The following is a 26,846-nucleotide window of genomic DNA, read 5'->3' on the forward strand; positions in this document are numbered from 1 at the left end:
CCTCGGGTGGCGTCCTCTCGCTGGCCTTCCTTCAAGACGTCCCCTGCAGGCAATCGTCAGCTCAGATGCCATCCCCGTGTCGCTTCCTCCTGGAGGTGCGACACGGCCTTGCGATGAGCGACGCACTGGCCTTGTGGTGAAAAGCGGCGCTCATGCAGTGTCAGTGAGGCCCGCTTGTCATCTCGCTGCCAGCGCACCAGGGTGGCCGCGCGGGTGCCGTACTCGGGGCTGGTGATGAAGGGACTGGACAGCAGGGCTTCCCGCTCAAGTGCCAGGCCGGTGGCCGGCAACTGTGCCGTCGGCGGCCGCCAGCCATCCTGCAGGATACCCAGACAGGCATCGTCATCGTGCATGACCGCAGACGCCTTCAGCGCGACAAGGCGCTGTCTGAGTCGCCGCTGCTTTGGCCATTCATTGTCCGGGTGACCATTGGACAGGCTATGCAGCCCAGGGGGGAGTCGGATCAGCTGGCTGCCGTCAGGCCCATGATGGAGTCGCCAGAGAGTCCGGCCATCGCAGACCAGCAAATTGCACCAGTCAAGTGCGCTCAAGCTCAGGGGTTCGCAGTGCTCGGGAGAGTCCGCCGCGAGCCTTGCCATGACGGTCTCGCCAGCGCTCAGGGCCTCCAGCCAGTCCCCAAGCGACAGGGTGGAGGCATTGGCCACCGCCTGTCGCACGGCGGCCGTGACCAGCTGACCGCGACTGATGGTGGCTGCATGGGAGGGGCGGTCCAGCTGGCGGACATTGGTCAGCGTCGCCAGGGCGCCGGCCCGGTGCATGACCAGCCATCCCCCTCCTGCCACCAGATCACGACCACCACACAGGGCGGTATCCGGCCAGCGGCACAGGCCAGTGGTCGCACGGGCATGAAACTCGTCGCGGTTGCCCAGCAGCGTGAGGCAGTGACCTGTCGTGGCATCTGGCTGCCAATCGAATGCCATCAGGCACATGGCGAGACTCCGAGTGAGGGTGGGCGAGGTTCCCGGGGAGCAGGATGTGACAGGTGTCGCGCCGGGAACATGACGCCCGTCAGTGGCTTGCGTATGCTGCAGTCTTGTGGCGAACGGGCCGACGATCTGCCGTGACGTCAGGCTACGGGCTGCATGGCTCGATGCGACCCGATCGTACTGCTGCGGCAATGTCACGCCACGTCACGAATCGCTGCACCCATGCCCGATGGTTTTTGCTGTCAGGTCCATCTACAGGATGCTCCCAGACCATGTTCTCGCGCCGTCCTCCCCCTGTCGAGCCAGCGTCACGCTCGCCCGAGGCTGAATCTTCCCAAGCGGAGGCTCCCCCGACGGGAGCGTCCGGCGTCACCGGCGACGCCACTCGTCTCGAGGATGGCGGCAGTGCGGGGAACCGCAGTGAGAGCAGCCCCAGTGGACTGGAATCGGTATGGCGGCGCATGAGTCGTCTGACGGTGGGCCCGCTGCTGCTCGCCGAGCTGGCAGTGGCGCTCAGCTGTCTGGTCGGGGCCTGGGTCACCTGGGACAGCGAGCGGCACAAGCTCGTGGACAGCGCCCTGGGCGAGCTTCGCCAGCAGCATTCGCTGGCCACTGCCTTGGTGAATGAGCGCTTCGAGGCGCAGCAGCGTCGTCTGCAGATTCTGGCGCGCTACACGCGTCGCCATCTCGACCATGCCGGGGGCGAGGCGGATTCGTCATTGAATGAGCTGGTGTTGACCGAGGAAGGTCAGCTGTTCCGGCCGATCACGCGTGGCGGCGCTGCCTTGTACGGAGAGTTTCACCGCGCATTGGATGAGCAGGATCACGACGTGGCGCGACGCCTGATCCGGATGCAATGGCTGTTGTCGGATCTGTATTCCACGGACCCATTGATCTCGCGACTGTTCGTCAGTCTCGACAACAGCATGATCATGCTCTACCCCTGGTTCAACGTTCTGGATGCCTTCTCACCGGGCACCAGGCTCCTTCCCTACACCGATGTCACACCTGCCACTCAGCGCCAGCTGGCCAGCAGCTCTGACAACGGCGCGCCGCGGGTCGTCTGGCTGCCGCCACATCCCGGTCCGGCGGGCCTGCCTCAGATCACCGCGCTGGTCGAGGTGGAACTCAACGCGGGACAGAAGGTCCATGTCGGGCTGGATCTCGCGGTCCCCCAGATGGAATCTCGCTTGCTGCTGCCCGGTCAGGGCCGCACGGCTCCCTATTGGCTGATCGGTCAGGACCTGGAAGTGTGGGCGGCCAGCAGCAATACGCGTGACCCTCGGCCGCGACGCCTGCCCGATGACGTGGCCCAGGCGGTGGACGGCGGTCTGCGTGGCGCTACCTTGCTGCCAGGACCTGCGGCGCGTGCCGTCGTCTGGGACACCTTGCCCGTCAATGGCTGGCGACTGGTGGCGCGGCGCGATCTTGACGTGCCGGGCGAGATGCCATTGCTGTCATTGCTGCTGGGCAGCGCCGGTGCCTTGCTGCTGGTCTTCGCGGTGAGCATGCTGATTCTGCAATGGCGCCTGCGTCGCCTTGATCAGCGCCTGGGGCAGCCACTGGAATGGTTGGCACGCCAGAGCGTGCGGCTCGAGCAGGGGCAGGTCATGGAGGAGTATCCCGTCTCGGCCCATCAGGCGTATCCGGCCGACGAGATTCTGCGCCGTCACCGTGCTGCCGTGGCATTGCTGCGCCGTGGTCGTGGCCACGAACTGGATGCCTTGCCACTGCCTGCCTTCGTGATGCGTCATGGCCTGCTGGCGATGGCCAATCCTGCCTTCGAGAAGCTGTTCGGGCTGGTGCTACATGAAGCGCTGGGGCGCTCGGTCGGGAGTCTGCTGATGCTGGAGCCCAACCCGAGCGTACCCAACAGTCGAGAATTGCGCGTCCATGATGCCGAGGGCCGCATGCGGCGCATGCGTCTCGAGCTGTGCCGTTTCAACAACGACCCCGCTCAGGTGCTGGGCGTGATGATTGATGAATCAGAACATGATCAGGCCAGCCAGCAGTTGCTGGTCGCACGCGACAGGGCGCGCGAGGAAGCCCGCCTCAAGAGTGACTACCTGGACATGCTGCACGCCGAGTTGACGCCTCCCTTGCAGGGATTGGTGCGCAAGCTGGGGCAGTTGCGTCGCGAGCGTCATCTGGAGGATGCCGAGCTGAGCCTGCTGCAGGGGCGTCTCGATAGCGTGGCACAGCTGCTGAATGTGCTGACGGAGCGCGACGATGTCGTGCGCACGCCGCTGGAGGAGAATCTGTTCACGCCGGCCGAGGCGCTGGGAGCGCTGCTCAATGACATGCAGCAGCGCTACCACGACGTGGGACTGCCCTTCGAGTGGCAGCTGGGCGCGCTGCCTGCATTGCTGCGTGGCGATGTACGGCGTCTGGCGCAGCTCTTCGAGCATCTGTCGGAAGATGGTTGTCGACGCGCCAGCGCGGGTCGGCATCGCGTGTTCGTCGAGGTGGTGGACGCCGAGGGTGCGTCGTCGCTGGCCGGTGGCCCGACGGGAGCTGGCCTGAGGGACACGGAGACAGGGGGTCAATGCTGGCTGAGGCTTGAGCTTCACGATCACTGTGGCCTCGATGTCGGGCGCAATGCCCCTTCCTCGCTGTTGATGGCTCGTCGTCTGGTGGAGGAGCTCGGCGGGCGCTACCGACAGCATGAGACGCAAGGGGAGGAGGTGCTGGAGATCCTGGTGCCGTTGTCCTGGCCGGACAATCCTGTCGAAACTCGCATTCTGGTCGTCGATGATGGTCCGGTGAACGCCATGCTGGCGCGCACGGTGCTCGGCCGCCAGGGGTTGGTGGTGGATACGGCGAGCAGTGGAGAAGATGCGCTGGCCGCGCGCGAGCGCCATTTCTACGACCTGGTGTTCATGGATATCTTCATGCCCGGCATGGATGGCGTCAGCGTTACCCGGAATTGGCGCGAACAGGAGGCCGGGGCCGGCAGTGACAGGCGTAGCGTGATCATTGCCCTGACGGCCAATGCCAGCGAGGCGGACCGCGAGCGTTTCTTCGCGGCAGGTCTGGATGATTATCTTGGCAAGCCCTATCGTCCTCAGGCGTTGATCGACAAGGTTCGCAAATGGCTGCCTCGGGCCACGATGAAGGCACCGGGAGCAGAAGGTGGCGTGACGGGTGATGGGGTCTGAGTTGGCAAGGGTGAGCGATGAGCCATCGGTTCATGGCCTCAACCCGGCCCTTTGACAGAGGTTCTCGATGAAGACAGGTGCAAGGAGTGGGGCATGTGGTGGTGGTATCCCGTGTTGGGGGCCGTGGCGGGTCTGATCGCCGGCCTGTTCGGTATCGGTGGCGGGCTGGTCATCGTGCCGGTGCTGGCGGCAGCCTTTGCGCTGCAAGGTGTCGCCACTGATGTCTTGATGCATCTGGCGATAGGTACCTCACTGGCGACCATCGTGGTGACCTCGCTGTCATCGGCGCGTGCGCATCATGAGCGTGGCGCCGTGCGTCTGGACTGGCTCAAGCGCCTGCTGCCCGGACTGGTGGTGGGAACCGCGCTGGGGGTGGTGCTGGCGGGCGGACTGAGCAGCGAGATGCTCAAGCTGCTGTTCGGTGGCTTCGTGCTGCTGGTCGCCGTCAAGATGGGACTGGATCTCAAGGTGGGTCAGCTGGCGCAGGCGCCAGGGCGTGCCGGGCAGTTTCTTGGCGGTGGCACCGTCGGGGTGGTATCCGCGCTCTTCGGGATCGGAGGAGGGACGGTGATGGTGCCGATGTTGACCAGCTGGCAGGCGCGCATGACCGAGGCGGTCGGGACGGCGGCCGCGGCCGGGTTTCCCATCGCCTTGGTGGCAGCGCTGACCAATATCGCGGTGGGCTGGCATGCCCCGGGCTTGCCGGAGCATGCCATCGGCTATGTGCATTGGGTTGCCTGGCTCGGCATCGTGCTGGTGTCGGTGCCCTTCGCGCGAGTGGGCGCACGGCTGGCCCATGCGTTGCCGGCGCTGTTGCTCAAGCGGTTGTTCGCGTTGATTCTCGTGATCGTGGGGCTGCGCTTTCTCGTCTCGTGAGACATCTCGGCATGTCCGCTTTGCGGGGAAGGGCTGCTAGGTGGCGTTCATGCGCGAGCTGTTACCCTTCGTCACCTGACCGGTAGCGCATCGGATTGATGGCGAAAGACTTGCGACTGGCGTCAGTCGTGCCGACTTATTCATTCAAGGTTTTCTCATGTTGCAATATCCTCAGATCGACCCCGTGGCGTTGGCATTGGGGCCTTTCAAGATTCACTGGTATGGATTGATGTACGTGATCGGCTTCGCGGCGGCCTGGGGGCTGGCGCGTGCCCGGCGCGGACGGGTCGGCCTGAGTCAGGATGCCGTGGGAGACCTGATCTTCTTCGGTGCGTTGGGCGTGGTGCTGGGTGGGCGCCTGGGGTATGCGCTCTTCTACGGCTTCGACAAGTTGCTGGCGGACCCGGTGTGGATCTTCAAGGTCTGGGATGGGGGCATGAGCTTCCATGGCGGCCTGCTGGGTGTGTTGATCGCCATGCTGGTGTTCGCGCGTCGTCACCAGCTGACCTTCTTCCAGCTGACCGACTTCATCGCGCCGATGGTTCCGATCGGCCTCGGTGCAGGGCGCCTGGGCAACTTCATCAACCAGGAGCTGCCGGGGCGTATTACCGATGTCTCATGGGGCATGGTCTATCCGCTCTACGGGCCGGAGCCACGCCATCCTTCTCAGCTCTATCAATTCGCGCTGGAAGGCGTCGCGTTGTTCGCGATCCTGTGGTTCGCCTCGCGAGAGCCGCGCCAGAAGGGGTTGATCTCCGGTCTGTTCCTGCTCTGCTACGGCAGTTTCCGTTTCATCACCGAGTTCTTCCGCCAACCGGATTCCCAGCTCGGCTTCATCGCCTTCGACTGGTTGACCATGGGTCAGCTGCTGTCGCTGCCGATGGTGCTGTTCGGGTTGCTGCTGATGGCTTGGTCGCGTGGTCAGGACGTGGCGCAGCCGCCGCTGCCTCGCGCATCCTGAGGTGGGAATGCAGGTGTGATTACAGGGGGCAATCGGTGTAAACTGGCCCCCTGCCAGATACGCAAGAACGCGGCCATCGGGCCGCGTTCTTGCGTATCTGGCAGCGTAAAATATCGTCAAGTGAACGATTCGAATTCATGAAGAGGCTGGTGCAGGGCCGATCCCCCGGATCCGCTCGCCGAGCCAGCCTCTGATCCGCCGTACGGACCCGCTGCCCATGCAACCCTATCTCGATCTGATGCGCCACGTGCTGGAAAACGGCACGCAAAAGGGCGACCGCACCGGTACCGGTACCTTGAGTGTCTTCGGTCACCAGATGCGTTTCGATCTGGCCGAAGGCTTTCCGCTGGTCACCACCAAGAAACTGCACCTGCGCTCGATCATCCACGAGCTGCTGTGGTTCTTGAAAGGCGACACCAACATCGCCTACCTCAAGGAAAATGGCGTGCGTATCTGGGATGAGTGGGCCGATGAGAATGGCGATCTCGGGCCGGTCTACGGTTATCAGTGGCGCAGCTGGCCGAATCCGAAAGGCGGCAGTGTGGATCAGATCACGCATCTGATCGAGCAGATCAAGACCAACCCGGACTCGCGCCGTCTGATGGTCTCGGCCTGGAATCCGGCGCTGGTGGATGAGATGGCCCTGCCGCCGTGTCATGCCCTGTTCCAGTTCTATGTCGCCGATGGTCGGCTGTCCTGCCAGCTCTATCAGCGCAGCGCCGACATCTTCCTCGGCGTGCCGTTCAACATCGCCAGCTATGCGCTGTTGACCCAGATGATCGCTCAGGTCTGTGGCCTCAAGCCGGGGGAGTTCATTCATACCCTCGGCGATGCCCACCTCTACAGCAATCATCTGGAGCAGGCGCGTGAGCAGCTGACGCGCGAGCCGCTGGCCCTGCCGACGCTCAAGCTGAATCCGGACGTGACGGATCTGTTCGACTTCACCTTCGATGACATCGCCATCGAAGGCTATGAATCCCATCCGCATATCAAGGCGCAGGTGGCCGTATGAGTGACAAGGAATTTTCTCCGCTGAGTGCCGCCGCCGAGACCGTGGTCCCGGTGGCGATGATCGCCGCCATGTCGGTCAATCGCGTGATCGGTGTCGACAACAATCTGCCCTGGTACCTGCCGGAAGACCTGAAGTTCTTCAAGCATGCGACCCAGGGCAAGCCGGTGATCATGGGGCGCAAGACCTTTGCCTCCATCGGCAAGCCGCTGCCCAATCGACTCAATATCATCGTCACGCGTGACAGCGAGTTCCACCACGATGGCGTTCGGGTCTGTCACGATCTGGCGGCGGCGCTCAACATGGCGGATCACCATGCGATGATCGAGGGTGTGGACGAGATCATGGTGATCGGGGGTGGACTGATCTATGCACAGGCACTGCCCGTCGCCACGCGTCTGTACCTGACCGAGGTAGCGGTCGAGATCGAAGGCGATGCGCACTTCCCGGAGCTTGGTGCTGACTGGGAAGAAGCTCAGCGTGTGCCGGGAGAAAGTGGTGAAGGCCTGCCTGCCTATGACTTCGTGCGCTATGAGCGCAGGGACGACTAGCGCTTGCGCCTGCCAGCGGGAACTTTACAGTCAGCAGGTACTGACACAGACTGGTGCCAAACGGAACTGCCCATAGCGTGCAAGGGAGGCTCAGGCCTTGACGATGGATCGCCTCGAAGCGCTGTACTCTGCGCTTGAACATGAAGCCGACACCCAGCGACAGCAGCGTGACGGAGAGCGTCAGGCTCGTCTGGCGCTGGAATCGGAAAATGCCCAGCTACGCGAGACGCTGGCCGCGCTGCGCCAGCAGATGCAGGAGCAGCAGGCGCAGCTGACCGGGCTGAGCGAGGCCTTGATGGCGCGTGATGCCGAGCTGCGCGAGTTGCGCGAACGCAGCGCACAGTCCCCCGCGTCACAGCCGGTGGAGGATGCGCGCCCCAGTGCTGCGCAGGTGGAAGCTGCCGCGGAGCAGCTGGCCTCCGCGAGCGAGTCACCCGGTGTTGCCTCGGGTGAGACCGCTGACGCCGAGTCTGCACCGTCGCCAGCAATGCCTGACGACGCGCCAGTCGAATCCGCTGGCTCTGACGAGACACCGGACCAGGCAACGCCGCCGTCGCCCCAGGCGCTGCTCAAGCAATGGTACAAGCGCTATCCGGATACCTTCTTCAAGGGCCACACCCGCCCCTTGAAGATCGGCATCCATGTCGAGTTGCTGGAGAACGAGCCCTGGGACGAGAAGCTCGTGCGCCGCGCTCTGGCGGGCTACGTCCACTTGCCTCGATACCTGAAGGCCGTTCGTGCCGGCACGCAGCGGGTCGATCTTGAAGGTCAGTCCGTGGGTGCCGTCACGGAAGACGAGGCATTGCATGCACGTCAGCAGCTCGCGGAGCTGACTCGTCAGCAGAAGGAGCGTGAGGAGCAGGCTGCCAGCCAGCGCATCAGCCACAAGCTGAGTGAATTGATGACCAAGCACCGCTAGCGACGTGTCGTGCAGGCAGGCCCCATGGCCAGCCCGCACATGTCACCTCGATCGTCAGTGTTCAGAGCCCCTGTGCGGATTGCCGCACAGGGGCTCTGTCGTTGGTGGGTGGAAATCCGCACATCGGGCCGGCGTTGTCGGCAAGCCCACTCATGTCGCGAAGAAGGGTTTTCGCCACAGGTATCTGAATTCAATCGAAAAAACTGGGAATGTGCTGCTCATGGCGCGGTACTCGCTATACCCAGGTGTCCCTGCTCGCGCTCATGTCTGGCGTTGCGACTCGCGCTCATGCCGAGTGTCGTGATGCAGCACACGCCAGGCGGGATGATCAACAGATGACCAAACCCCAATAACAACCAAGATTCCGAGAGGAACTGCCATGCGCCTTTTCAAGCCTGCCCTGACAGCCCTGAGTGCCGCCATTCTGATGGCCTCGACCGCTGTCATGGCCGACCCCATCACCATCAAGTTCTCTCACGTCGTCGCGGAAAACACCCCCAAGGGGCAGATGGGCAAGAAGTTCCAGGAGCTGGTCGCAGAGCGACTGGGGGATCAGGTAGCCGTTGAGCTCTATCCCAGCTCCCAGCTCTATGGGGATGACAAGGTGCTGGAAGCCATGCTGCTGGGCGATGTCCAGCTGGCGGCTCCGTCACTCTCCAAGTTCCAGAAATACACGGATCAGCTGCAGGTCTTCGATCTGCCGTTCCTGTTCAAGGACATGGAAGCGGTGGAGCGTTTCCAGAGCAGCGAGACAGGCCAATCCTTGCTGACGGCGCTGGAGCCCAAGGGACTGGTCGGACTCGGGTATCTGCACAACGGCATGAAGCAGCTCTCCGCGTCCTCACCGCTTACGGTGCCTGATGATGCGGATGGCAAGAAATTCCGCATCATGACCTCTGACGTGCTCGAGGCGCAGTTCGATGCGCTGGATGCCGTCTCGCTGAAGAAGCCGTTCTCCGAAGTCTTCATCCTGCTGCAGACCAAGGCCATCGACGGTCAGGAAAATACCTACTCCAATATCTATTCCCAGAAGTTCTTTGAAGTGCAGCCTTACATCACCGAATCCAATCACGGCGTGCTGGATTACATGGTGGTGTCCTCGGCACGCTTCTGGAATGGGCTTCCGGAGGAGGTGCGTGGCGAGGTCAAGTCAGCGCTGGATGAAGCCATCGCCTATGGCAATGAGCTGTCCCAGGCCAAGAATCTCGAGGCCAAGCAGGCCATCATCGACTCCGGTCAGAGCGAGATCATCACGCTGGACGATGCGCAGCGCCAGCAGTGGGTGGATGCGATGAAACCGGTGTGGGGCGAATTCGCCGATGATATCGGTCAGGACATCATCGATGCCGCTCAGGATGCCAATCGCTGAGACGCGCAGGCTGACAATCACTTGCCTCGCCGGGAGACGCGACATGTCCGTCCTCTCGTGCGGGGCAAGTCTCCATGAAGGGCATGAGGACATTGCCATGAAACTTGGATGGCTACACAAGGCAGAAGAGACGCTGTTCTCGCTGCTGCTGGTGGCGATGGTATTGCTGGTCTTCGTCGAGGTGGTGCTGCGTTTCGTCTTCAATACCGGTATCAGCTGGTCCCAGGAAGCCACTCTCTATCTGGCGGGCTGGTTCGTGCTGATCGGCGTGTCGTGGGGCGTCAAGCAGGGCGCGCACATCGGTGTGGATGTCGTGGTGAAGATGCTGCCACTGATCTGGCAGCGGGTGGCTACCCTGGCCGCGCTGGTCATCTGCATGGCGTACTGCGTGATGCTGCTGGTCGGCAGTTACGAATATCTGTCCTTGATGCAGATGATCGGTATCGAACTCGAGGATATCGCGATACCCAAGTGGTATGCCCTGACGATTCTGCCCATCGCGATGCTGCTGCTGATGCTGCGCTTCGCGGTATTGGGCTGGAAGGTGATACGCGGAGATGCCAGCGGTTTCGGCTTTCACGACGAAGGCGAGGACAGCATGCACCTGGTGCAGCCGGCTGACTCGGTCATTGGTGACAGCTCCGATGGTGCCGGTGGTAAACGTGACAGTGATCAGGAACCCAGACGATGACCATAGCCACTCTGTTCGCGCTGCTGTTCGGTGGCATCTTTCTCGGCATGCCGATCGCCTTCGCGCTCGGATTTTCCAGTGTCACGACGATACTGCTGTTTTCGAGTGATTCGCTGGGCTCGGTCGCCATCAAGCTGTTTGAAGCCCTGTCGCATCACTACACCTTGCTGGCGATTCCCTTCTTCATTCTTTCCAGCACCTTCCTTTCGACGGGAGGCGTGGCACGCCGCCTGATCACCTTCGCGACCGATGCCATCGGCCATGTCCGTGGCGGGCTTGCGATGGCCTCGGTACTGGCCTGCATGCTGTTTGCCGCCGTCTCGGGGTCCTCTCCGGCCACGGTCGCGGCGATTGGCTCCATCGTGATCGCGGGCATGGTGCGCCAGGGCTACAGCGAATCCTTCGCGGCCGGGGTGATCACCAATGCCGGTACCCTGGGGATCTTGATTCCTCCCTCCATCGTGATGCTGGTGTACTCCGCGGCCACGGAGGTCTCGGCGGCCAAGATGTTCATGGCGGGCCTGATCCCCGGGCTGTTGATGGGCGGCATCCTGATGGTGGCCATCTATATCGCTGCCCGAATCAAGAAACTGCCTTCACAGCCGTTCCCGGGTCTCAGGACGCTGGCTCGCTCGGGGCTGGTCGCGATGGGCGGGCTGATGTTGATCTTCATCGTGCTGGGCTCGATCTACGGCGGGGTGGCCAGCCCCACCGAGGCGGCGGCGGTCGCGACGGTCTACGCCTGGTTCATCGCAGTGGTGGGCTATCGCGACATGGGGCCCTTGAAGGACGTGCCATGGCGCAGAGGCAACGAAGCATGGGGCAGGGCCGGGCTGCGTGCTCTCTGGCAGGTGCCGGCAGGCCTGGTGGGCTCATTCTCGGACCAGGAGGTCAAGAAGGTGGTGCTGGATGGTGCGCGCGTCTCGATGATGCTGCTGTTCATCATCGCCAATGCGATGCTGTTCGCCCATGTGCTGACCACTGAACGCATTCCTCACACCATCGCCGAGACCATCATCGGCTGGGGGCTGCCAGCCTGGGGATTCCTGATCGTGATGAATCTGCTGCTGCTGGCGGCGGGCAACTTCATGGAGCCCTCGGCCATCCTGCTGATCATGGCCCCGATCCTGTTTCCCATCGCGACGCAGCTGGGCATCGATCCGATCCATCTCGGCATCATCATGGTGGTCAACATGGAGATCGGCATGCTGACGCCACCAGTGGGGCTCAACCTGTTCGTCACCGCGGGTATCACCGGCAAGCCGATGACCTGGGTCATTCGTGCCGCACTTCCGTGGCTGTCGTTGTTGCTGCTGTTCCTGGTATTGATCACCTATGTCCCGTCGATCTCACTCTTCCTGCCCAACTGGCTAAGCCAATGATGGCGCCATGCTCCATCGCGGTTTTGAGGCGACAGGAATGTGGAAACTTCGTGCAGGCGACATGTCGATCCTGCGCTATCCCTCACCAGAGTCGCGACGTGAGGTACTGCCGTCAGTGATGCTCTGACCAGCGGCATTCAGCCTGATCATGATCAGGCCACCATGGACTACCCCGGTCACTCCATCGAGTGATCGGGGTTTCATCACGTCAAGGTCATCGGAGGAAAGCGGTGAGTCGTTGAAGAAGACACCGAAAATTGACTGCCATGTCATTTTTCACCGAGGCGCGTCCATGCTCGTTTTCCTTTCGATTCCAGAGATTTGCACGATGGCATGCAAGGGGAATGATGAGCTTCCAATGGCGTGAGATGACAAAGAATTCATCGGCTCAGTGCATGCTACTTTTGTCTTGCATGTCATGGCTGAGGCAAGTGTGTCTTCGCTCTGACTGCCGGGAAATCAGTGAACGTCAAAACCCTCGAGAAAACCCATGGTTGTCATGAATCCTTCATTCTTCCGCTCTAGAGTGTTGGCACGCCAGACAATTGACCGGCGTATTGGTTCAGGACCAGTGATCGAAAACAGTGTTTTTTTCTGTTGCACATCCTGAAAGCCCGGTATATGGTTTCCCTGCGAGCATTGGATAATAACAAGGTCACAGGGTTTTAGAGGCGTCATCAAGCGTCCGGAACCTTGGCCACTGCCACCGGCAGACACGATCGAACAGTTAACGCTAGTTAAGGAACTATCGCGATGAAAAAGACACTTCTGGCTACTGCCATCGCCGGCGCTGCTGCCCTGGCTGCTACCTCCGCTTCCGCTGCTACTGTCTACAACCAGGACGGCACCAAGCTGGACATCTACGGTAACGTCCAGCTGGCATACTCTTATGTCGATCAGTATGGCGGTGCTGAAGACAGCGACCTCGGCGACAACGGTTCTACCTTCGGCGCCAAGGGCGAGCACAAGATCACTGACGACATCGTCGGCTACTTCAAGGCTGAATGGGAATACGACGCTGATGAAGCCAAGAATGGTGGTCTTGACGGCGGCGATCAAGCCTACGTCGGTGCCAAGGGCTCCTTCGGTGACGCGCGTATCGGTTCCTGGGATCCGCTGATGGACGACTGGATCCAGGATCCGATCACCAACAACGAATTCTTCGATCTGAGCGACTCAGGCACTGCACTTGCTGCAACCTCAATTGATGGAGTAGATGTTGGTGATGACGTCGCTCTGCGTGAAGGTGACAAGCTGCAGTACATGTCCCCGGTCATGGGCGGCCTGCAGTTCGCTGTCGGTTCCAACTTCAAGGGTGATGGCGACACTAGTGACAGCGCTCCTGACAACATCTCCAACTCCAACCAGGCGTCCTTCTTCGCTGGTGCCAAATACACCGTAGGCGGCTTCTCCGTTGCGGCTGTATACGACAACCTGGATCAGTTCGAGGCTAATACTACCGACGGTCAAGATCTCGGCGACCAGTACGGTATCACCGGTCAGTACACCGTCGATGCGCTGCGTGTTGCCGTCAAGGCTGAGCGCTTTGCGGGCGAAGGCGATGATACCGATGTCGATTTCTATGGTGTCGGCGCGCGTTATGGCTACGGCATGGGCGATGTCTACGGTGCCTATCAGTACGTCGATGCTGAAGATAATTCCGGCTATGCAACTAGCTATGGAGACGACAGCTTCAACGAATTCAACCTGGGTGTGACTTACAACATCTCTTCCGCGATGTACACCTATGTCGAGTATCGTCAGCTGGATCGTGCTGGCGACGCTGGTGACGGCGCTGCAGTCGGCATCTACTACGGCTTCTAAGACGCTCTCAAACGTCTAGCAAGCTAACGAAAGCCGGTCCCTGGGGGCCGGCTTTTTTACGTCTGATAGGTGCCGACTTGAGACGGAAATTGCGTGGCTTTCTGCTGCGCTTCGCAGGCATATTTGTTGTTGGTTGGTCTTGGCCAAAAGACGCAGGGCTGTCATGACATCTGGCATGTGTACGTAGAACATGTACTCAAGACATGTACTCAGAAAATGAGGCAAGAACTTGAACTCAGAAAACCAAAAGCCCCGCTGATCTGATGATCAGCGGGGCTTTTACGTGCGCATCTCAAGATTGTCGCTGGCTCTGGGGTGGCCAGTGACGTCACTCGGTCCGCTCACTGCATGGCAGTGAGGTCTTCTCGAGTCGGTAGCGCGGCATAGGCACCAGGGCGAGTCACGGCAAAGGCGCCGCAGGCTGCTGCACGCTCGAGCGCAGACTGAAGATGGCTCTCTTCCTCGCACCAGTCACGCAGCAGGGCTGCATCCACACCGGCTTCGCTGAGCGCCGAGAGGAAGCCGCCGATGAAGGCATCACCGCCGGCCGTGGTATCGATGGCCTTGACCACCGGCGGCGTGATGCTGACGGTCCTGGTCTCGCCGCTCTGCTTGCGCACCAGTGCACGGATGGTGCCCGGGCCGTCGGTCAGCACGATCAGGCGGACGCCGGCCTGCAGGCGTGCCTGCAGCCAATCGGACTCTTGCTGGCCATCAGTGAGTGCCTCGACCTCTTCCTGGGACAGCTTGAGGATATCGGCGTTGTCCAGCAGGCGAGTGACCAGTGACACGTCGACCTGCTGATTCGGCCACAGGTTGTGACGCAGATTGGCATCCACGCTGACCAGGGAGCCAGCAGCACGTGCGCGAGACGCCAGCACGAAGCTGGTGTCCGCGATACCGGCGTCGGTCAGGCTGTTGCTGCACAGATGGAAGATGGCGGGTTGAGCGAACAGCTCCGGGCCTGCATGTTCCGGACGAAACAGCAGGTCAGCTGCCGGCGGACGATAGAAGTCGAAGCGACGCTCGCCATCCTCGTCCCGCGAGACGAAGGCCAGCGCGGTGCGTGCCTCGCTGGTGCGCTTGACGTGATCCAGGCGTACGCCATGGGTGGCCAGTTCGTCGTGCAGGAAGTCACCGAAGCTGTCCTGGCCCAGCATGCCCACGAAGTGGCTGGGCAGCCCGAGACGTGCGCAGGCCACGGCGACATTGGCGGGCGCACCACCAGCGTAGGGCGTGAAGGTTTCCTGCTCGACGGCCTGGCCGCCGAGCTTGTTGGACAGCATGTCGACGAGCGCTTCGCCGAATGCAATTACCGGAGTCATCAGGAGGTTGCTCCCTTGGTGGTGGCCGTCGGGGCCTTCTTGCTTGATTTGGTGCTGGTCACGCCTGCCTCTGGCTGCAGGCTGTCTCCTGCGGCCGGGAAGTGCTCGCGTACCAGTGCCAGCAGGCCCTGGGTGGAGGGATCGAAGGCCTGGACGTCAGTATCGATGCGTGCGCTGATCTCGCCTGCGATGCGCTTGCCGAGCTGCACGCCCCACTGGTCGAAGGAGTTGATGTTCCAGATCACGCCCTGCACGAAGACCTTGTGCTCATAGAGAGCGATCAGTGCCCCCAGGTTGCGCGGTGTCAGCTCATCAAGCAGCAGCGTGCTCGAGGGACGGTTGCCCGGGCAATTGTAATGCGGGTCGAGGTTGCTGCCGTCCTGGCTGCCTTCCATGAAGGCATTGGCCTGGGCCAGCATGTTGGTGATCAGTGCGAAGTGGTGCTCTTCGGTACCCGGCTCCGGCTTCAGGGAAGCGATGAAGTCGATGGGAACGTAGCGAGTTCCCTGGTGCAGCAGCTGGAAGAAGGCATGCTGACCGTTGGAACCGGTCTCGCCCCACACGATCGGGCCGGTCTTGTAGTCGACAGGACGCCCGAAGATGTCCACCGACTTGCCATTCGATTCCATGTCGAGCTGCTGCAGGAAGGCGGGCAGCTGATGCAAGGCTTGATCGTAGGGCACGATGGCCTGGGTCTCGGCACCCATGAAGTTGATGTACCAGATACCGATGAGGGCCATCAGGACCGGCATGTTCTCGCCCAGCGGCGCTTCGATGAAGTGCTGGTCCATCTCATAGGCGCCTTCCAGCAGTTCCATGAAGCCGTCATAGCCGATGGAGAGGGCGATCGGCAGACCGATGGATGACCACATGGAATAGCGGCCCCCGACCCAGGCCCAGAATTCGAAGACGTTCTCTTCGCGGATGCCGAATTCCTTGGCCGCCTTGCGGTTGGTGGAGGCCGCGACGAAGTGGGCGCCGACGTCGGCATCCTGACCTGCCTGCTCCAGGAACCAGCGACGTGCTGACTTCGCATTGAGCAGGGTCTCCTGCGTGGAGAAGGTCTTGGTGGAGACGATGAACAGGGTCGTGGCCGGATCGAGGCGCTTGAGCACCTTCTGGATGTGGTTGCCATCCACGTTGGAGACGAAGTGGAAGTTCAGCTCCGGATGACGATGCTTGAGCAGGGCGCGGCAGGCCATGTTGGGGCCGAGGTCGGAGCCTCCGATGCCGATATTGACGACATCGCGGATGCGTTGTCCGTCATAGCCTTTCCATTCGCCGCTGCGCACGCTTTCGCAGAAGGCGCGGATCTGCTCGCGAGTGCTGTGGATCTCCGGCATCACGTCCTTGCCGTCGACGATGACCGGCGTATTGGACTGGCTGCGCAGGGCCGTGTGAAGGACGGGGCGATTCTCGGTCACGTTGATGATGTCACCCGAGAACATCTGGGAGCGACGCTGAACGAGGGCGGAGTGGTCTGCCAGCTCGATCAGTGCCTTCATCACCTCGTCGGAAATGTGGTGCTTGGAATAGTCGAGGAACAGGCCGCCGACCCGGAGACTCATCTTCTCGAAGCGCTTGGGGTCCGCGGCAAAGTAGTCGCGAATACGGTCGTTGCGGGTTACCTCGCCTAGCCGGGTCAGCGCCTGCCAGGAAACACTACGGGTCAATTGCAGCATGGAAGTGTCCATCGTATGGGTTGTGGATAGCTTGTGTCGCCAGTCTGCAGTCCGTCGCTGACCAGCGCGCCTTGAGCTGACGAATGACGCTGGCAGGCGTGGCATGACACGATTCAGTGCCATGGGAAAGGCACTTGCCGATGATTGCCTGCTGATCGCCGCTCGGTAGCCACCTGTCAGTGGGAGGCTGACAGGTGGTGTATGGATCGTGAGTGTCACCCTTCCTGTTCGAGAGGGGAGATGTGCTGTACCAGCAGATGTTGCGCGCCCGGCGGCAGCCAGACGGGGTCAAGGCGGGTACAGGCAGCCTCGACACACAGGAAGCCACGGGCGTTCTCGACGCTGGTATCGGCCGGCGGTGCATCGCCCGGGTGCCAGACGACCGTGGAGTCGGAGCCTTGCTTTGCAATGCGCAGACTGCGCTGGCCATCCTCGAGCACCTGGACCTGGCTTGACTGGTAGATGCGATCCAGCGGGCCGCGAATGCCCAGCTCGCCTTGCTGATCAAGACGCGAGAAGTCCTGACGCTTGTCCAGATAGCTGGCGCCGGCGAGGCCGGTGACGCGGCACTGGAAGGCATCTTCCACGGCAAAGTAGGTATGCAGGGCGCCGGTCATCTTGACCGGGTCCTCGCCGCGATTTTCCGTGATCAGCTCCACCTTCAGGAAGTGGCGACCCGCGAAGATGACGACGCGAGGCGAGAGTGCCGCGTGCAGGGGAGATTGCGGAGAGGCGTGGATCTCGACGCCTTCCTCCTCGTCTTCCTCTACCGCGTCGATGCGCCACTCGGCCTTGCGCGCCGGGCCATGCAGCTCTGTCTCGCCCTCAGGATACTCGTCAGCGAACCAGGGCCAGCACAGCGGAATGCCGCCACGAATGCTGCCCGGAAGCGCCGCCGGCGTCTCGGTGACCCACAGCCAGGGGCGCTGGGATGCTGGCTGGTAATGCAGCACCTGGGCGCCCTGGTGGCAGACGACCAGCTCGCCCCAGGCGCGGTTGAGGATCAGGAGCATGCGGCCTTGCCATTCGCAGGTACGTTGGCCGCTAGTGGCATCCACCAGTGCGCGCAGACTTTCAGGAATCATCTCGAGCTTCCTCGACGGTTCAGGAGCGTGGCCGACGGCATCGCGTCAGGCCACCTCTTCATTGTGCAGTGCCTCGGCGGCCCCCAGCAGACCGGTCCACGGCGCGGTCACCACCCAGGTAGGGATCGCGGCATTGTAACGGCTCATGCGGTTCTTGTCGGCGAAGGCGCGGCGAAAATCGCTTTGCCTGAGCAGGTCAAGGTTGCGCGGCAGGACGCCGCCGCAGAGATACACGCCGCCACGTGCGCCGAGTGCCAGGGCAAGATCCCCGGCCACGTCTCCCAGAATCTTCATGAAGCGCAGCACGGCATCGCAAGCCAGGCTGTCCTTGGGTTGCCCGAGCGCATCGCGGGCATGGGCGGCCTGGCTGACGTCCGCGGCACTTTCGAGCGGAGTCGGCAGGCCGCGCAGTTCGCCCAGCGCCCGGTAGATCTCGAGCATTCCCTGGCCACAGAGCAGGCGTTCCACCGAGACTCTGCCGTGCCGGCGCCGGAAGATCTTCAGCAGCGCATCCTCGAGCGCATCGGTGGGGGCAAAACTGACATGCCCACCCTCGGTGGCCAGCGGAATCCAGTTGTGGGTGCCATGTACCAGACCCGCGACACCCAGCCCTGTTCCCGGGCCCATGATCAGACGGGGGGCGGCATCATTGCCCGCTCCTTCCGTGAGTTCCTCACCGATGGGCAGTCGCTCATCGGGCTCGATGTGCGGCACGCCCAGTGCCATGGCGGTGAAGTCATTGAGGCACTTGAAGCGTGTCAGGCCCAAGGATTCGCGCACGTCGCTCTTGGCGAATGACCAATGGTTGTTGGTCATGCTGACCTGCTCCTCATGGACCGGGCAGGCAAAGGCGAGGCAGGCCTCCTTGGGTTGTTCGTCAGGGGCAAGCCCCAGTCTCTGGTAGTAGGCCTGGACGGCCTCCACGAGTCCGGAATGCTCGGCGCAGGCCAGCGTGTGGATGTCATGGAGGGTGTGGCTGCCCGGCTGGACAAGCGCCAGCCGGGCATTGGTGCCACCAATGTCGCCTACCAAGGCAAAGCGGCTCGGTGTCTCACGAGTCATCGTGTGGCGTCCTCAGTCGACTTGCGTGGCTGCTCAGTGGGTATTGCGGTCGTGGCCGCTGCCGGGCTGGTCGCCGTAGCCTGCGAAGCTGGAGGCACCTTCTTCGGCGCCACCGACTAGGGAGCGCATCCCGGAGAACAGCTCACGGCCCAGGCCATGGTGGTAGCTGTCACGGGAGATGCCTTCGGCCTCACGAGCCTGCCATTCGCCTTCCTCGACCAGGGCTTCCAGTGTGCCGGCGTTGGCATCCAGACGAACGACATCGCCTTCGCGCAGTCGTGCCAGCGGGCCACCGTCCAGCGCTTCCGGGGTCATGTGGATGGCGGCCGGCACCTTGCCGGAGGCGCCGGACATGCGGCCATCCGTCACCAGCGCGACCTTGAAACCACGGTCCTGCAGGATACCGAGATAGGGCGTCAGCTTGTGCAGTTCCGGCATGCCGTTGGCGCGCGGACCCTGATAGCGGACCACGGCGACCATGTCCTGCTCCAGTTCGCCGGCCTCGAAGGCGGCCTTGAGCTCGTCCTGATCGCTGAACAGCTTCACGGGGGCTTCGACGAGGCGGTGCTCTTCCTTGACGGCGGAGACCTTGATCACGCCACGCCCCAGATTGCCTTCGAGCACGGTCAGGCCGCCTGTCGGCGCAAACGGATTGGCGACCGGACGCAGCACGTCCTCGTCGAGGCTGTCGGTGGGGCCATCCTTCCAGACCAGCTTGCCGTTCTCGAGGAAGGGCTCACGCACGTAGCCGGCCAGGGTGCCGCCGTCCTGGGTGGTGATGTCGTGCAGCAGTCCCGCCTTGAGCAGCTCGCGAATCAGGAAGCTCATGCCACCGGCTGCCTGGAAGTGGTTGATGTCAGCCTGACCGTTGGGATAGATGCGCGTCAGGCTGGGGACCACGGCGGAAAGCTCGGTGAAGTCATCCCAGGTGATGGTCACGCCTGCCGCACCCGCCATCGCGACCAGATGCAGGGTGTGGTTGGTGGAGCCGCCGGAGGCCAGCAGGCCGACCATGGCGTTGACGATGGCGCGAGCGTCGATCTGGCGATAGAAGGGACGATAGTCGCCGCCGACTTCGCTGTTGCGGATGGTCTGCTCGGCAGCGTGACGGGTCAGGGCGTCGCGCAGCGGGGTGCCCGGATTGACGAAGGAGGCGCCCGGCAGGTGCAGGCCCATCAATTCGATCATCAGCTGGTTGGAGTTGGCGGTGCCATAGAAGGTGCAGGTGCCCGGACTGTGGTAGGAGGCGGACTCGGCTTCCAGCAGCGCGTCGCGGCCCACCTTGCCTTCGGCGAACAGCTGACGTACCCGCGCCTTCTCGTTGTTGGGCAGGCCGGAGGGCATCGGGCCCGCGGGCACGAACAGGCTCGGCAGGTGACCGAAGCGCGCCGCGGCGATGAACAGGCCCGGCACGATCTTGTCGCAGACACCCAGGAACAGGGCGCCGTCGAACATGTTGTGTGACAGGCCGATGGCGGCGGCCATGGCGATCAGGTCGCGGGAGAACAACGACAGTTCCATGCCAGGCTGTCCCTGGGTCACGCCATCACACATCGCGGGTACGCCGCCGGCGAACTGGGCCGTGGACCCCATCGCCTGCACCGCTTCCTTGATGATGCGCGGGTAATCCTCGAATGGCTGGTGCGCGGACAACATGTCGTTATATGACGAAATAATGCCGAGGTTGGCCGAGTTCATCAGCTTGAGGCGATTCTTGTCGGTCTCACCGCAGGCAGCGAAGCCGTGCGCCAGGTTGCCGCAGGAGAGTTCGGAACGATGGACGCCACGGCGTTGCTGGCTTTCCATCAGTTGCTCATAGGCAGCACGACGTTCGCTGGAGCGATCAATGATGCGCTGAGTCACGCGCTCGACGGTCGGATTGACGGACATGCTCTTACCTCATGGGTCAGGCGGCGCAGGGCGCCGAGGCTGGCGAAGAAATGGGGGCTTCCCGTGCATCGGGCGTGCCTGTCTAGGGCGACGCTAGCCAGTGACGGCGGCACTGTAAAGTCTGGAGTCTCGGTCATCCTGCCGAGAGCAGGCTACAGTAGCGCGTCACGTTGCTCAGGAAACGCATTTGTTCGAAATATTCGGTAAACTTAACAAAAAAACTGCTTGAAGACTGGACGACTTTCGGCCAAATTAACGTAAAAGCGTGTAGGATACTTTCATGAGCCACGTTGGTCTGCCCGGGATGCGCCAAGTCTTCCCGAGCAGTGAAGCCATGTGCCAACCTGCACCTGCCATACGCCACAGGAGTTGAGTCATGACATTACGCGTCGCCATCAACGGTTTTGGTCGCATCGGTCGCAACGTGCTGCGTGCGCTGTATGAAGGCCAATACAATGATCGCATTCAGGTCGTTGCCATCAACGATCTGGGAGATCCGAAGCTCAACGCTCATCTGTTGAGCCGCGACACCGTGCATGGTCGTTTCGCCGAGACGGTCTCTCATGACGAAGAGAACCTGTTCGTCGGTGAAGACAAGATTCGTATCCTGGCGGAACGCGATCCGGCCAAACTGCCGTGGTCCAGCCTGAATGTTGACCTGGTGATGGAATGCACGGGTCTGTTCACCAAGCGTGCCGCTGCCGCCAAGCATATCGAAGCCGGCGCCAAGCGTGTGCTGATCTCCGCGCCGAGCGGTGATGCCGATGCCACCATCGTGTTCGGTGTCAACGAAGACACGCTGAAGGCAGAGCATCAGGTCGTGTCCAACGCGTCCTGCACCACCAACTGCCTGGCACCAGTCGCCAAGGCGCTGAACGACGAAGTCGGCATCGAGAACGGTCTGATGACCACCATTCATGCCTACACCAACGATCAGAACCTGTCGGATGTCTACCACTCCGACCCGTACCGTGCCCGCAGTGCCACGCACTCCATGATTCCGACCAAGACCGGTGCCGCGGCAGCCGTGGGCCTGGTGCTGCCGGAACTCAATGGCAAGCTGGACGGTCTGGCGATTCGCGTGCCGGTGATCAATGTCTCGCTGGTCGATCTGACCTTCACGGCCTCTCGCGATACCTCCATCGAAGAGATCAATGCCATCGTGACCAAGGCTGCCGAAGGCTCCAGCGTGCTGGCCGTCAACGAGCTGCCGCTGGTGTCCATCGACTTCAACCACGATGCGCATTCCTCCACCTTCGACAGCAACCACACTCGCGTCAGCGAAGGGCGTCTGGTCAAGGTCATGGCGTGGTACGACAACGAATGGGGCTTCTCCAATCGCATGCTCGACACCGCACTGGCCATGCAGGCCGCCAAGTAAGATGACTCAAGGCCTCGCCTGAGGTTCCCTGAAGAGGCCATCTCTTCAGGCCGGCACAGGTGAGGTCTCAGAATTCGGAGCCCTGTCAGAGACTCGACAGGCTCCCCCAGGTGAGGACGAGTGGCCCGAGGATTCTCGCGTCGCGCTCAGGCTCCACGGACAAGGCAATGTCACTCGTCCCCTCTCAATCGTGTGTCGGTCAGGGTTGGCGCCAAGACCGGCTTCGATGCTGCTCGGAATGACATCGCGTCATCCACTCTTTGAACCTCCCAGTCATGGGAGGTTTTTTTTCGCCTGAATCTCGAGATGAGGGCTTGTCTCGCGATGCTCGTCCTCCAGGCATTCGTGTCTTCGTTTGGCATCATTCGCGTGGGGCATGAGAGACAGAGATTACAAAGATGGCGACACTCTCTGAAGTTGGTCGGCATAACGTGCGGTGAAAAGTGCCGAATGGCAGGCAATGTGCCGCTTTCTTGTGGGTGGTGTCGGTGTGATTAGCGAAACTATGAACATGTGTTACACTTTGCTCTTGACATGCGCCGTGTACGTCGCTCGTGAGCGCGGGTGGCATGTCAGATCATGCAGGCACGCTTTCGTCCTGCGAATGTTCATGTACTGGGGCAATGCAGGGAAGGTATTGCCACACTGCCGCTGTTCTCGGCAGATCTCTTGACTTCCAAAGCAGGCTGTCTCAGATGCACGATGCCATTCGCGAAGCCCACGAACTGATCGGTGCGACGCTGCGCGACCCCGGGACACAACGTCAGGGACGCGTGGTCGGCATGGATCTCGGGCGTGAGCAGCCGGCCATCTATGTTCTCTGGCAGGAGAGTGCCGCCGCAGAGCGCATTGACATGACGCCGGATGACTTTCGTTCATTGCTGGAGCACTCCCGCGCCCGTGGTGGAGAGCGGCAGGAAGCTGCCACGCGACGTCACGCTACCGGCGCGGCTCAGAGGCGAGCCAAGGCGCCCTCTGCGGCGAGCCGAGTGCGCAAGGATGTCGCCCGCGACGGCGCCCCGAATGACACGGTCAGCGAGCCGGATACCCTGCAGGCTGATGCCATGGTCGGTGCACGTACCGCACAAGGCTAGCACCTTCCGCTCTGACCCCTTCACGCCCGACCCGGACTCTGTTCCGGGTCGGGCGTTTTCGTGCTGCCCATCGAGATTGTCAGTCCGGAGGCGGCATGGGCCTGCCTGCCCTTGACGGTGACGTGCCCTCCAGCGTTGGCGTGACGCACTGGTCTTGCGCGGGGTGATGACGCACTCTGAGGGGCGACGTCTGATCCAAAGGGGAGTCTCACATTGCTGGAATCGTTCTCAGATGCCCGCCTGCTGCACCATTACCATGCCGTCGCAGGGGATGTCCTGTTCATGTTGAGCGCGGACGGCCAGCGCTTCCTTACCCTGAATCCTGCAGTGGAGCGTCTGCTCGGGTATGGCGAGCGCGACTTCCTCAAGCATCCCGAACTGTGGTTCTCCCTGATCGTGGCGGCAGATCGTCAGCGAGTCAGAGACTTCCGGGCCTCCGGTGCTCCTGCCGGGTCGATGACCTATCGCATCAGGGATCGCAGTGGACACGGCGTGCTGGTGGAGGAAACACTCTGGCGCTCCGGCGCGAATCACCCGGTCTGCGGTCGAGTCGTCGATATCTCCCTACGAGAACAGGCACTTGCCCACGAGCGACAGCAGCTTCAGGCATATCGCATGATGCTGATGCGCAGCAGAGACCCCATGGCCATGCTGGAGGTGAGAGGAACCTCCCTGTACCTGCATGAGGCGAATCCGGCATGGCACCTCTACCATGACGCCGCCATGGCACATGCGGGACAGACCCTGGAGCGGGTGTATCACTCCCACGTCATGCATTGTCTGGAAGGAGCCGGGACCTTGCAGTGTGACGTCAGCCTGAGCTTGCCACGTGGCGATTGTCGTCTTTCCGTCCAGCTGGTGAGTCTGGGCCGGACGCAGCAAGGAGACTCGCCTCGAGTCGCCGTGATGGTGCGTGACATCAGCGCGACTCACCACCGGTTGGAGCAGGCGGTCAATCAACGTCAGCGGTTGATGACTCAGCTCAATGACACCCCGGGGGTGCGCTATTGTGCGCGAGGCCCCTGGCCACTGGAGGAGCTGCAATCCATCTCCTCCGGCGTCGAGATGCTGGCGGGCCTGTCGCGGGACCTGCTGCTGGCCAGCCCGCGAATCTGGCAGTCACGCATCTGCGAGGATGACCTGGCGGAATGTCAGGCACGCTTTCAGGAGGCCGTCGACTCGCGCAGTGCCAGCGTCAGCCTGCGTTACTCCTTCCGCCATGTGGATGGCCGTCAATGCTATCTGCAGGATGACATGCACCTCTACTATGCGGCCGGAGGCGCCGTCAGAGAGGTGTTGGGGCAACTGAGTGACATCAGTGAAAGCGAGGCTCACCGACGCCAGCTGGAGTATCTGATACAGCAGATGCCGGGCATGGTGTTTCAATGCCGGCTCAGCCGGGAGGATGAGTTCACCTATACCTATCTATCGCCGGTCGCCCATCAACTGCTGGGAGAGGAAGTTGACGCGACACTTGAGGATGCCTCGCGCTTCCTGTCGCATCTCAATGACCAGGAGCGGCAAAGACTGCTTGAATCGGCACGCGCCAGTGCCGAAACCCAGTCGCCCTGGGAGCCGGATATCTACTATGAGCATCCAGATGGGGAAACCCGGCGACTGGCCTGCGTGGCCTTGCCCCAACCGATGGACCCCATCGATGGCAGCGTGACATGGAATGGTTACTGTGACGACATCACGGCGCGCCATCACATCGAGCGGGCGCTGCGTCAGAGCGAGGAGCGCTATCGATTCATTCTCGATTCCGTCAGCGACATGGTCAGCATTGAAGGCAGTGACGGGATCTGTCAGTACATCAGTCCATCCGTCGAGAGGCTTTGCGGGTTTGGCGTGAATGACATCGAGGGCAGCGAGATCAAGCTGCTGATTCATCCGGATGACAGAGATCGCGTCGCCAGGAAGGTCCATCGTTCCGCCTGTCTTGGAGAGGTCTTTCGTGTCGACTTCCGAATTCTCCACAAGCAGGGCCATACGCTGTGGTTCGAATCCATCTCCACGCCCTCGATGGACCCCAAGACCGGCCGCTATCTCCGGATTCTGTCGGTCTCGCGCAATATCAATGAACGCAAGCTGATCGAACAGCGGCGCGAGCATGAAGCCATGACGGACGCGATGACCGGTGCCATGACCCGCAGCTGCTTCCTCTCCATGCTGGATACGTTGCTGGTATCCGCCTCGCGGGACCAGATTGCCCTAGTCCTGTTCGATGTGGATCACTTCAAGCGGGTCAATGACAGCTTCGGTCATGCCGCCGGAGACCAGTTGTTGAGTGGGTTGGGCGGCATCTGTCAGCAGCAATTGCGGCGCAATGACTATTTCGGGCGATTGGGGGGCGAGGAATTCGGCATCTTGCTGGCTGATGCCGGGGTCGCCACCGCTGTCGGCATGGCAGAGCGTCTGCGTCAGAAGATTGCCGGCATGACCTTCGCGTTCATGCAGCAGGAGCTGTTGTGTACCGTGAGTCTCGGCGTCGCCACGCCGCTGCCCGGGGAGAGCCGTGACGACTTCCTGCATCGTGCTGACATGGCGCTTTACAGTGCCAAGCGGAGTGGTCGTAACCGGGTGGTAGTGGCATCAAGCTCGGTGAGCGAGGACAATCGGGAGGAAGGGATGTGACCGCGACACGACAGTGGGCACGTTCCATCATTCTGTACTCTGTCAATCTGCACAAGGAGTGGGCGATGCGTATGTTACGTGGCTGGTGCGCCGGAAGTCTGTTGTTTGCACAATCGGTGCTGTCCGCGGGGCAGGCATTGGCGGCCGATGATGGCACCCTCGTCGACCGCCTCGAAGGACCGCAGGTCGTCACCGAGGTCGTGACCTATCGTGCCAATGGTGAGGAGCATGTCGGGCTGATCGCGCGTGATGCCAAGGCCAAGGGACGTCGTCCCGGCATACTGCTGGTCCATGAGTGGTGGGGGCTCAACAGTTATGCTCGCAAGCGCGCGGAGCAGCTGGCGGGGCTCGGCTATGTCGTGATGGCGGTAGACATGTACGGTGAAGGCCGCACGGCGGAGCATCCCGAGGATGCCAAGGCCTTCTCGTCGGCGGTGATGAGTGACTGGCCGAAGGCCGAATCCAGCTTCAATTCGGCGCTGGCGGTGCTGCGTTCTCGCCCCGAGGTGGATGGTGACCGCCTTGCGGCCATCGGCTATTGCTTCGGGGGAGGTGTCGTGTTGAACATGGCGCTTTCCGGCGCTCCGCTCAAGGCTGTCGTCAGCTTCCACGGCAGCCCTGGAATCGCCGTCGAGAATCCCGAGCCCTTCGCCGGACGCGTCGTGATCCAGAATGGCGAGGCGGATTCTCTGGTATCGCAGCAAGGATTGGACACGCTGCTGTCTACCTTTGAATCCCTCGGTACGCGGACGACCCTGATCCAGTATCCGGGGGCGAAGCATGCGTTCACCAATCCGGAGTCGGATGCCAAGGCCGCCAGGTACGACCTCCCGCTCGGCTATGATGCGTCGGCGGATGCTGCCTCCTGGCAGGTCATGCTCAATCTGTTCAATGGCGTGTTCAAGTCACCGAAGACCCAGCCGCAGACGTGAGCAGGTTGTCGTGACGCCGAATGCGTGACCTACATGAAGAAGCCCGTTCAGGCATCATCCTGAACGGGCTTCTT

At 61.9% G+C, this 26,846-nt stretch carries 20 protein-coding genes; 14 read left to right on the forward strand and 6 right to left on the reverse strand.

The annotated features are described in order from the left end of the window. Window positions 1–56 precede the first annotated feature (56 nt). Entirely contained in the window at window positions 57–950 is an 894-nt protein-coding gene (locus tag PJK54_RS02255) for an NRDE family protein (RefSeq protein ID WP_271302159.1), read from the reverse strand. A 269-nt stretch (window positions 951–1,219) separates the two neighbouring features. Here PJK54_RS02255 and PJK54_RS02260 point away from each other — a divergent pair, with 269 nt between their 5' ends. The 10 genes from PJK54_RS02260 to PJK54_RS02305 all read left to right on the forward strand — a co-directional run bounded on the left by PJK54_RS02260 (window position 1,220) and on the right by PJK54_RS02305 (window position 13,687). Then, window positions 1,220–4,105, forward strand: a complete 2,886-nt coding sequence (locus PJK54_RS02260) for a response regulator (RefSeq protein ID WP_176503159.1) — start codon at window positions 1,220–1,222, stop codon at window positions 4,103–4,105. Window positions 4,106–4,198: 93 nt separating this feature from the next. Next, window positions 4,199–4,981 (forward strand): sulfite exporter TauE/SafE family protein, encoded by a 783-nt coding sequence (locus PJK54_RS02265; protein ID WP_077375183.1) that lies wholly within the window; start codon window positions 4,199–4,201, stop codon window positions 4,979–4,981. Window positions 4,982–5,138: 157 nt separating this feature from the next. Continuing rightward, entirely contained in the window at window positions 5,139–5,942 is an 804-nt protein-coding gene (gene lgt, locus PJK54_RS02270) for a prolipoprotein diacylglyceryl transferase (RefSeq protein ID WP_077375180.1), read from the forward strand. Window positions 5,943–6,159: 217 nt separating this feature from the next. Further along, window positions 6,160–6,954, forward strand: a complete 795-nt coding sequence (locus PJK54_RS02275) for a thymidylate synthase (protein WP_084208021.1) — start codon at window positions 6,160–6,162, stop codon at window positions 6,952–6,954. After that, on the forward strand, window positions 6,951–7,502 hold the full coding sequence (locus tag PJK54_RS02280; RefSeq protein ID WP_077375174.1) for a dihydrofolate reductase: 552 nt from the start codon (window positions 6,951–6,953) through the stop codon (window positions 7,500–7,502). The genes PJK54_RS02275 and PJK54_RS02280 overlap by 4 nt, the downstream gene beginning before the upstream one ends. Before the next feature lie 103 nt (window positions 7,503–7,605). After that, window positions 7,606–8,421 carry a ProQ/FINO family protein gene (locus PJK54_RS02285; RefSeq protein WP_271302317.1) on the forward strand — a complete coding sequence of 272 codons (816 nt, stop codon included), beginning with the start codon at window positions 7,606–7,608 and terminating at the stop codon, window positions 8,419–8,421. A 379-nt stretch (window positions 8,422–8,800) separates the two neighbouring features. After that, window positions 8,801–9,790: a TRAP transporter substrate-binding protein gene (locus PJK54_RS02290; protein ID WP_077375169.1), complete on the forward strand. Its 990-nt coding sequence runs from the start codon at window positions 8,801–8,803 to the stop codon at window positions 9,788–9,790. 97 nt (window positions 9,791–9,887) lie between these two features. After that, window positions 9,888–10,481 (forward strand): TRAP transporter small permease, encoded by a 594-nt coding sequence (locus PJK54_RS02295; protein ID WP_084209616.1) that lies wholly within the window; start codon window positions 9,888–9,890, stop codon window positions 10,479–10,481. After that, the gene (locus tag PJK54_RS02300) at window positions 10,478–11,863 is read left to right on the forward strand and encodes a TRAP transporter large permease (RefSeq protein WP_077375166.1); all 1,386 of its coding nucleotides are present in this window, start codon (window positions 10,478–10,480) and stop codon (window positions 11,861–11,863) included. The genes PJK54_RS02295 and PJK54_RS02300 overlap by 4 nt, the downstream gene beginning before the upstream one ends. 753 nt (window positions 11,864–12,616) lie before the next feature. Next, on the forward strand, window positions 12,617–13,687 hold the full coding sequence (locus PJK54_RS02305; RefSeq protein ID WP_271302160.1) for a porin: 1,071 nt from the start codon (window positions 12,617–12,619) through the stop codon (window positions 13,685–13,687). Window positions 13,688–14,028: 341 nt separating this feature from the next. On the opposite strand, the gene PJK54_RS02310 is transcribed toward PJK54_RS02305, so the two are convergent. The 5 genes from PJK54_RS02310 to edd all read right to left on the reverse strand — a co-directional run bounded on the left by PJK54_RS02310 (window position 14,029) and on the right by edd (window position 20,731). Next, window positions 14,029–15,012: a carbohydrate kinase family protein gene (locus PJK54_RS02310; protein ID WP_271302161.1), complete on the reverse strand. Its 984-nt coding sequence runs from the start codon at window positions 15,010–15,012 to the stop codon at window positions 14,029–14,031. After that, window positions 15,012–16,694 carry a glucose-6-phosphate isomerase gene (gene pgi / locus PJK54_RS02315; protein ID WP_271302162.1) on the reverse strand — a complete coding sequence of 561 codons (1,683 nt, stop codon included), beginning with the start codon at window positions 16,692–16,694 and terminating at the stop codon, window positions 15,012–15,014. Before pgi ends, PJK54_RS02310 begins: the two co-directional genes overlap by 1 nt. A 215-nt stretch (window positions 16,695–16,909) precedes the next feature. Next, window positions 16,910–17,779: a D-hexose-6-phosphate mutarotase gene (locus PJK54_RS02320; RefSeq protein WP_271302163.1), complete on the reverse strand. Its 870-nt coding sequence runs from the start codon at window positions 17,777–17,779 to the stop codon at window positions 16,910–16,912. Between the two features lie 45 nt (window positions 17,780–17,824). Then, window positions 17,825–18,841, reverse strand: a complete 1,017-nt coding sequence (glk, locus tag PJK54_RS02325; RefSeq protein ID WP_176493476.1) for a glucokinase — start codon at window positions 18,839–18,841, stop codon at window positions 17,825–17,827. Window positions 18,842–18,874: 33 nt separating this feature from the next. Continuing rightward, window positions 18,875–20,731 (reverse strand): phosphogluconate dehydratase, encoded by a 1,857-nt coding sequence (edd, locus tag PJK54_RS02330; RefSeq protein ID WP_077375147.1) that lies wholly within the window; start codon window positions 20,729–20,731, stop codon window positions 18,875–18,877. Between the two features lie 376 nt (window positions 20,732–21,107). Between edd and gap the strand changes: the two genes are divergently transcribed. The 4 genes from gap to PJK54_RS02350 all read left to right on the forward strand — a co-directional run bounded on the left by gap (window position 21,108) and on the right by PJK54_RS02350 (window position 26,772). Next, a complete protein-coding gene (gene gap / locus PJK54_RS02335; protein WP_077375144.1) occupies window positions 21,108–22,112 on the forward strand; it encodes a type I glyceraldehyde-3-phosphate dehydrogenase in 1,005 nt (334 codons plus the stop codon). Window positions 22,113–22,807: 695 nt separating this feature from the next. After that, on the forward strand, window positions 22,808–23,206 hold the full coding sequence (locus PJK54_RS02340; protein ID WP_141392207.1) for a hypothetical protein: 399 nt from the start codon (window positions 22,808–22,810) through the stop codon (window positions 23,204–23,206). Between the two features lie 213 nt (window positions 23,207–23,419). After that, entirely contained in the window at window positions 23,420–25,840 is a 2,421-nt protein-coding gene (locus PJK54_RS02345; protein ID WP_271302164.1) for a diguanylate cyclase, read from the forward strand. A 65-nt stretch (window positions 25,841–25,905) separates the two neighbouring features. Next, on the forward strand, window positions 25,906–26,772 hold the full coding sequence (locus PJK54_RS02350; RefSeq protein ID WP_136938791.1) for a dienelactone hydrolase family protein: 867 nt from the start codon (window positions 25,906–25,908) through the stop codon (window positions 26,770–26,772). Window positions 26,773–26,846: the final 74 nt, after the last annotated feature.

The organism is Cobetia sp. MMG027 (genome assembly GCF_027947415.1).
Taxonomy (GTDB): domain Bacteria; phylum Pseudomonadota; class Gammaproteobacteria; order Pseudomonadales; family Halomonadaceae; genus Cobetia; species Cobetia marina.

Excerpts from the sequence above, each read along its gene's own strand:
- PJK54_RS02255 (WP_271302159.1), bottom strand. The coding sequence starts at position 950 with ATGTGCCTGATGGCATTCGATTGGCAGCCAGATGCCACGACAGGTCAC.
- PJK54_RS02260 (WP_176503159.1), top strand. The coding sequence starts at position 1,220 with ATGTTCTCGCGCCGTCCTCCCCCTGTCGAGCCAGCGTCACGCTCGCCC.
- PJK54_RS02265 (WP_077375183.1), top strand. The coding sequence starts at position 4,199 with ATGTGGTGGTGGTATCCCGTGTTGGGGGCCGTGGCGGGTCTGATCGCC.
- lgt (WP_077375180.1), top strand. The coding sequence starts at position 5,139 with ATGTTGCAATATCCTCAGATCGACCCCGTGGCGTTGGCATTGGGGCCT.
- PJK54_RS02275 (WP_084208021.1), top strand. The coding sequence starts at position 6,160 with ATGCAACCCTATCTCGATCTGATGCGCCACGTGCTGGAAAACGGCACG.
- PJK54_RS02280 (WP_077375174.1), top strand. The coding sequence starts at position 6,951 with ATGAGTGACAAGGAATTTTCTCCGCTGAGTGCCGCCGCCGAGACCGTG.
- PJK54_RS02285 (WP_271302317.1), top strand. The coding sequence starts at position 7,606 with ATGGATCGCCTCGAAGCGCTGTACTCTGCGCTTGAACATGAAGCCGAC.
- PJK54_RS02290 (WP_077375169.1), top strand. The coding sequence starts at position 8,801 with ATGCGCCTTTTCAAGCCTGCCCTGACAGCCCTGAGTGCCGCCATTCTG.
- PJK54_RS02295 (WP_084209616.1), top strand. The coding sequence starts at position 9,888 with ATGAAACTTGGATGGCTACACAAGGCAGAAGAGACGCTGTTCTCGCTG.
- PJK54_RS02300 (WP_077375166.1), top strand. The coding sequence starts at position 10,478 with ATGACCATAGCCACTCTGTTCGCGCTGCTGTTCGGTGGCATCTTTCTC.
- PJK54_RS02305 (WP_271302160.1), top strand. The coding sequence starts at position 12,617 with ATGAAAAAGACACTTCTGGCTACTGCCATCGCCGGCGCTGCTGCCCTG.
- PJK54_RS02310 (WP_271302161.1), bottom strand. The coding sequence starts at position 15,012 with ATGACTCCGGTAATTGCATTCGGCGAAGCGCTCGTCGACATGCTGTCC.
- pgi (WP_271302162.1), bottom strand. The coding sequence starts at position 16,694 with ATGCTGCAATTGACCCGTAGTGTTTCCTGGCAGGCGCTGACCCGGCTA.
- PJK54_RS02320 (WP_271302163.1), bottom strand. The coding sequence starts at position 17,779 with ATGATTCCTGAAAGTCTGCGCGCACTGGTGGATGCCACTAGCGGCCAA.
- glk (WP_176493476.1), bottom strand. The coding sequence starts at position 18,841 with ATGACTCGTGAGACACCGAGCCGCTTTGCCTTGGTAGGCGACATTGGT.
- edd (WP_077375147.1), bottom strand. The coding sequence starts at position 20,731 with ATGTCCGTCAATCCGACCGTCGAGCGCGTGACTCAGCGCATCATTGAT.
- gap (WP_077375144.1), top strand. The coding sequence starts at position 21,108 with ATGACATTACGCGTCGCCATCAACGGTTTTGGTCGCATCGGTCGCAAC.
- PJK54_RS02340 (WP_141392207.1), top strand. The coding sequence starts at position 22,808 with ATGCACGATGCCATTCGCGAAGCCCACGAACTGATCGGTGCGACGCTG.
- PJK54_RS02350 (WP_136938791.1), top strand. The coding sequence starts at position 25,906 with ATGCGTATGTTACGTGGCTGGTGCGCCGGAAGTCTGTTGTTTGCACAA.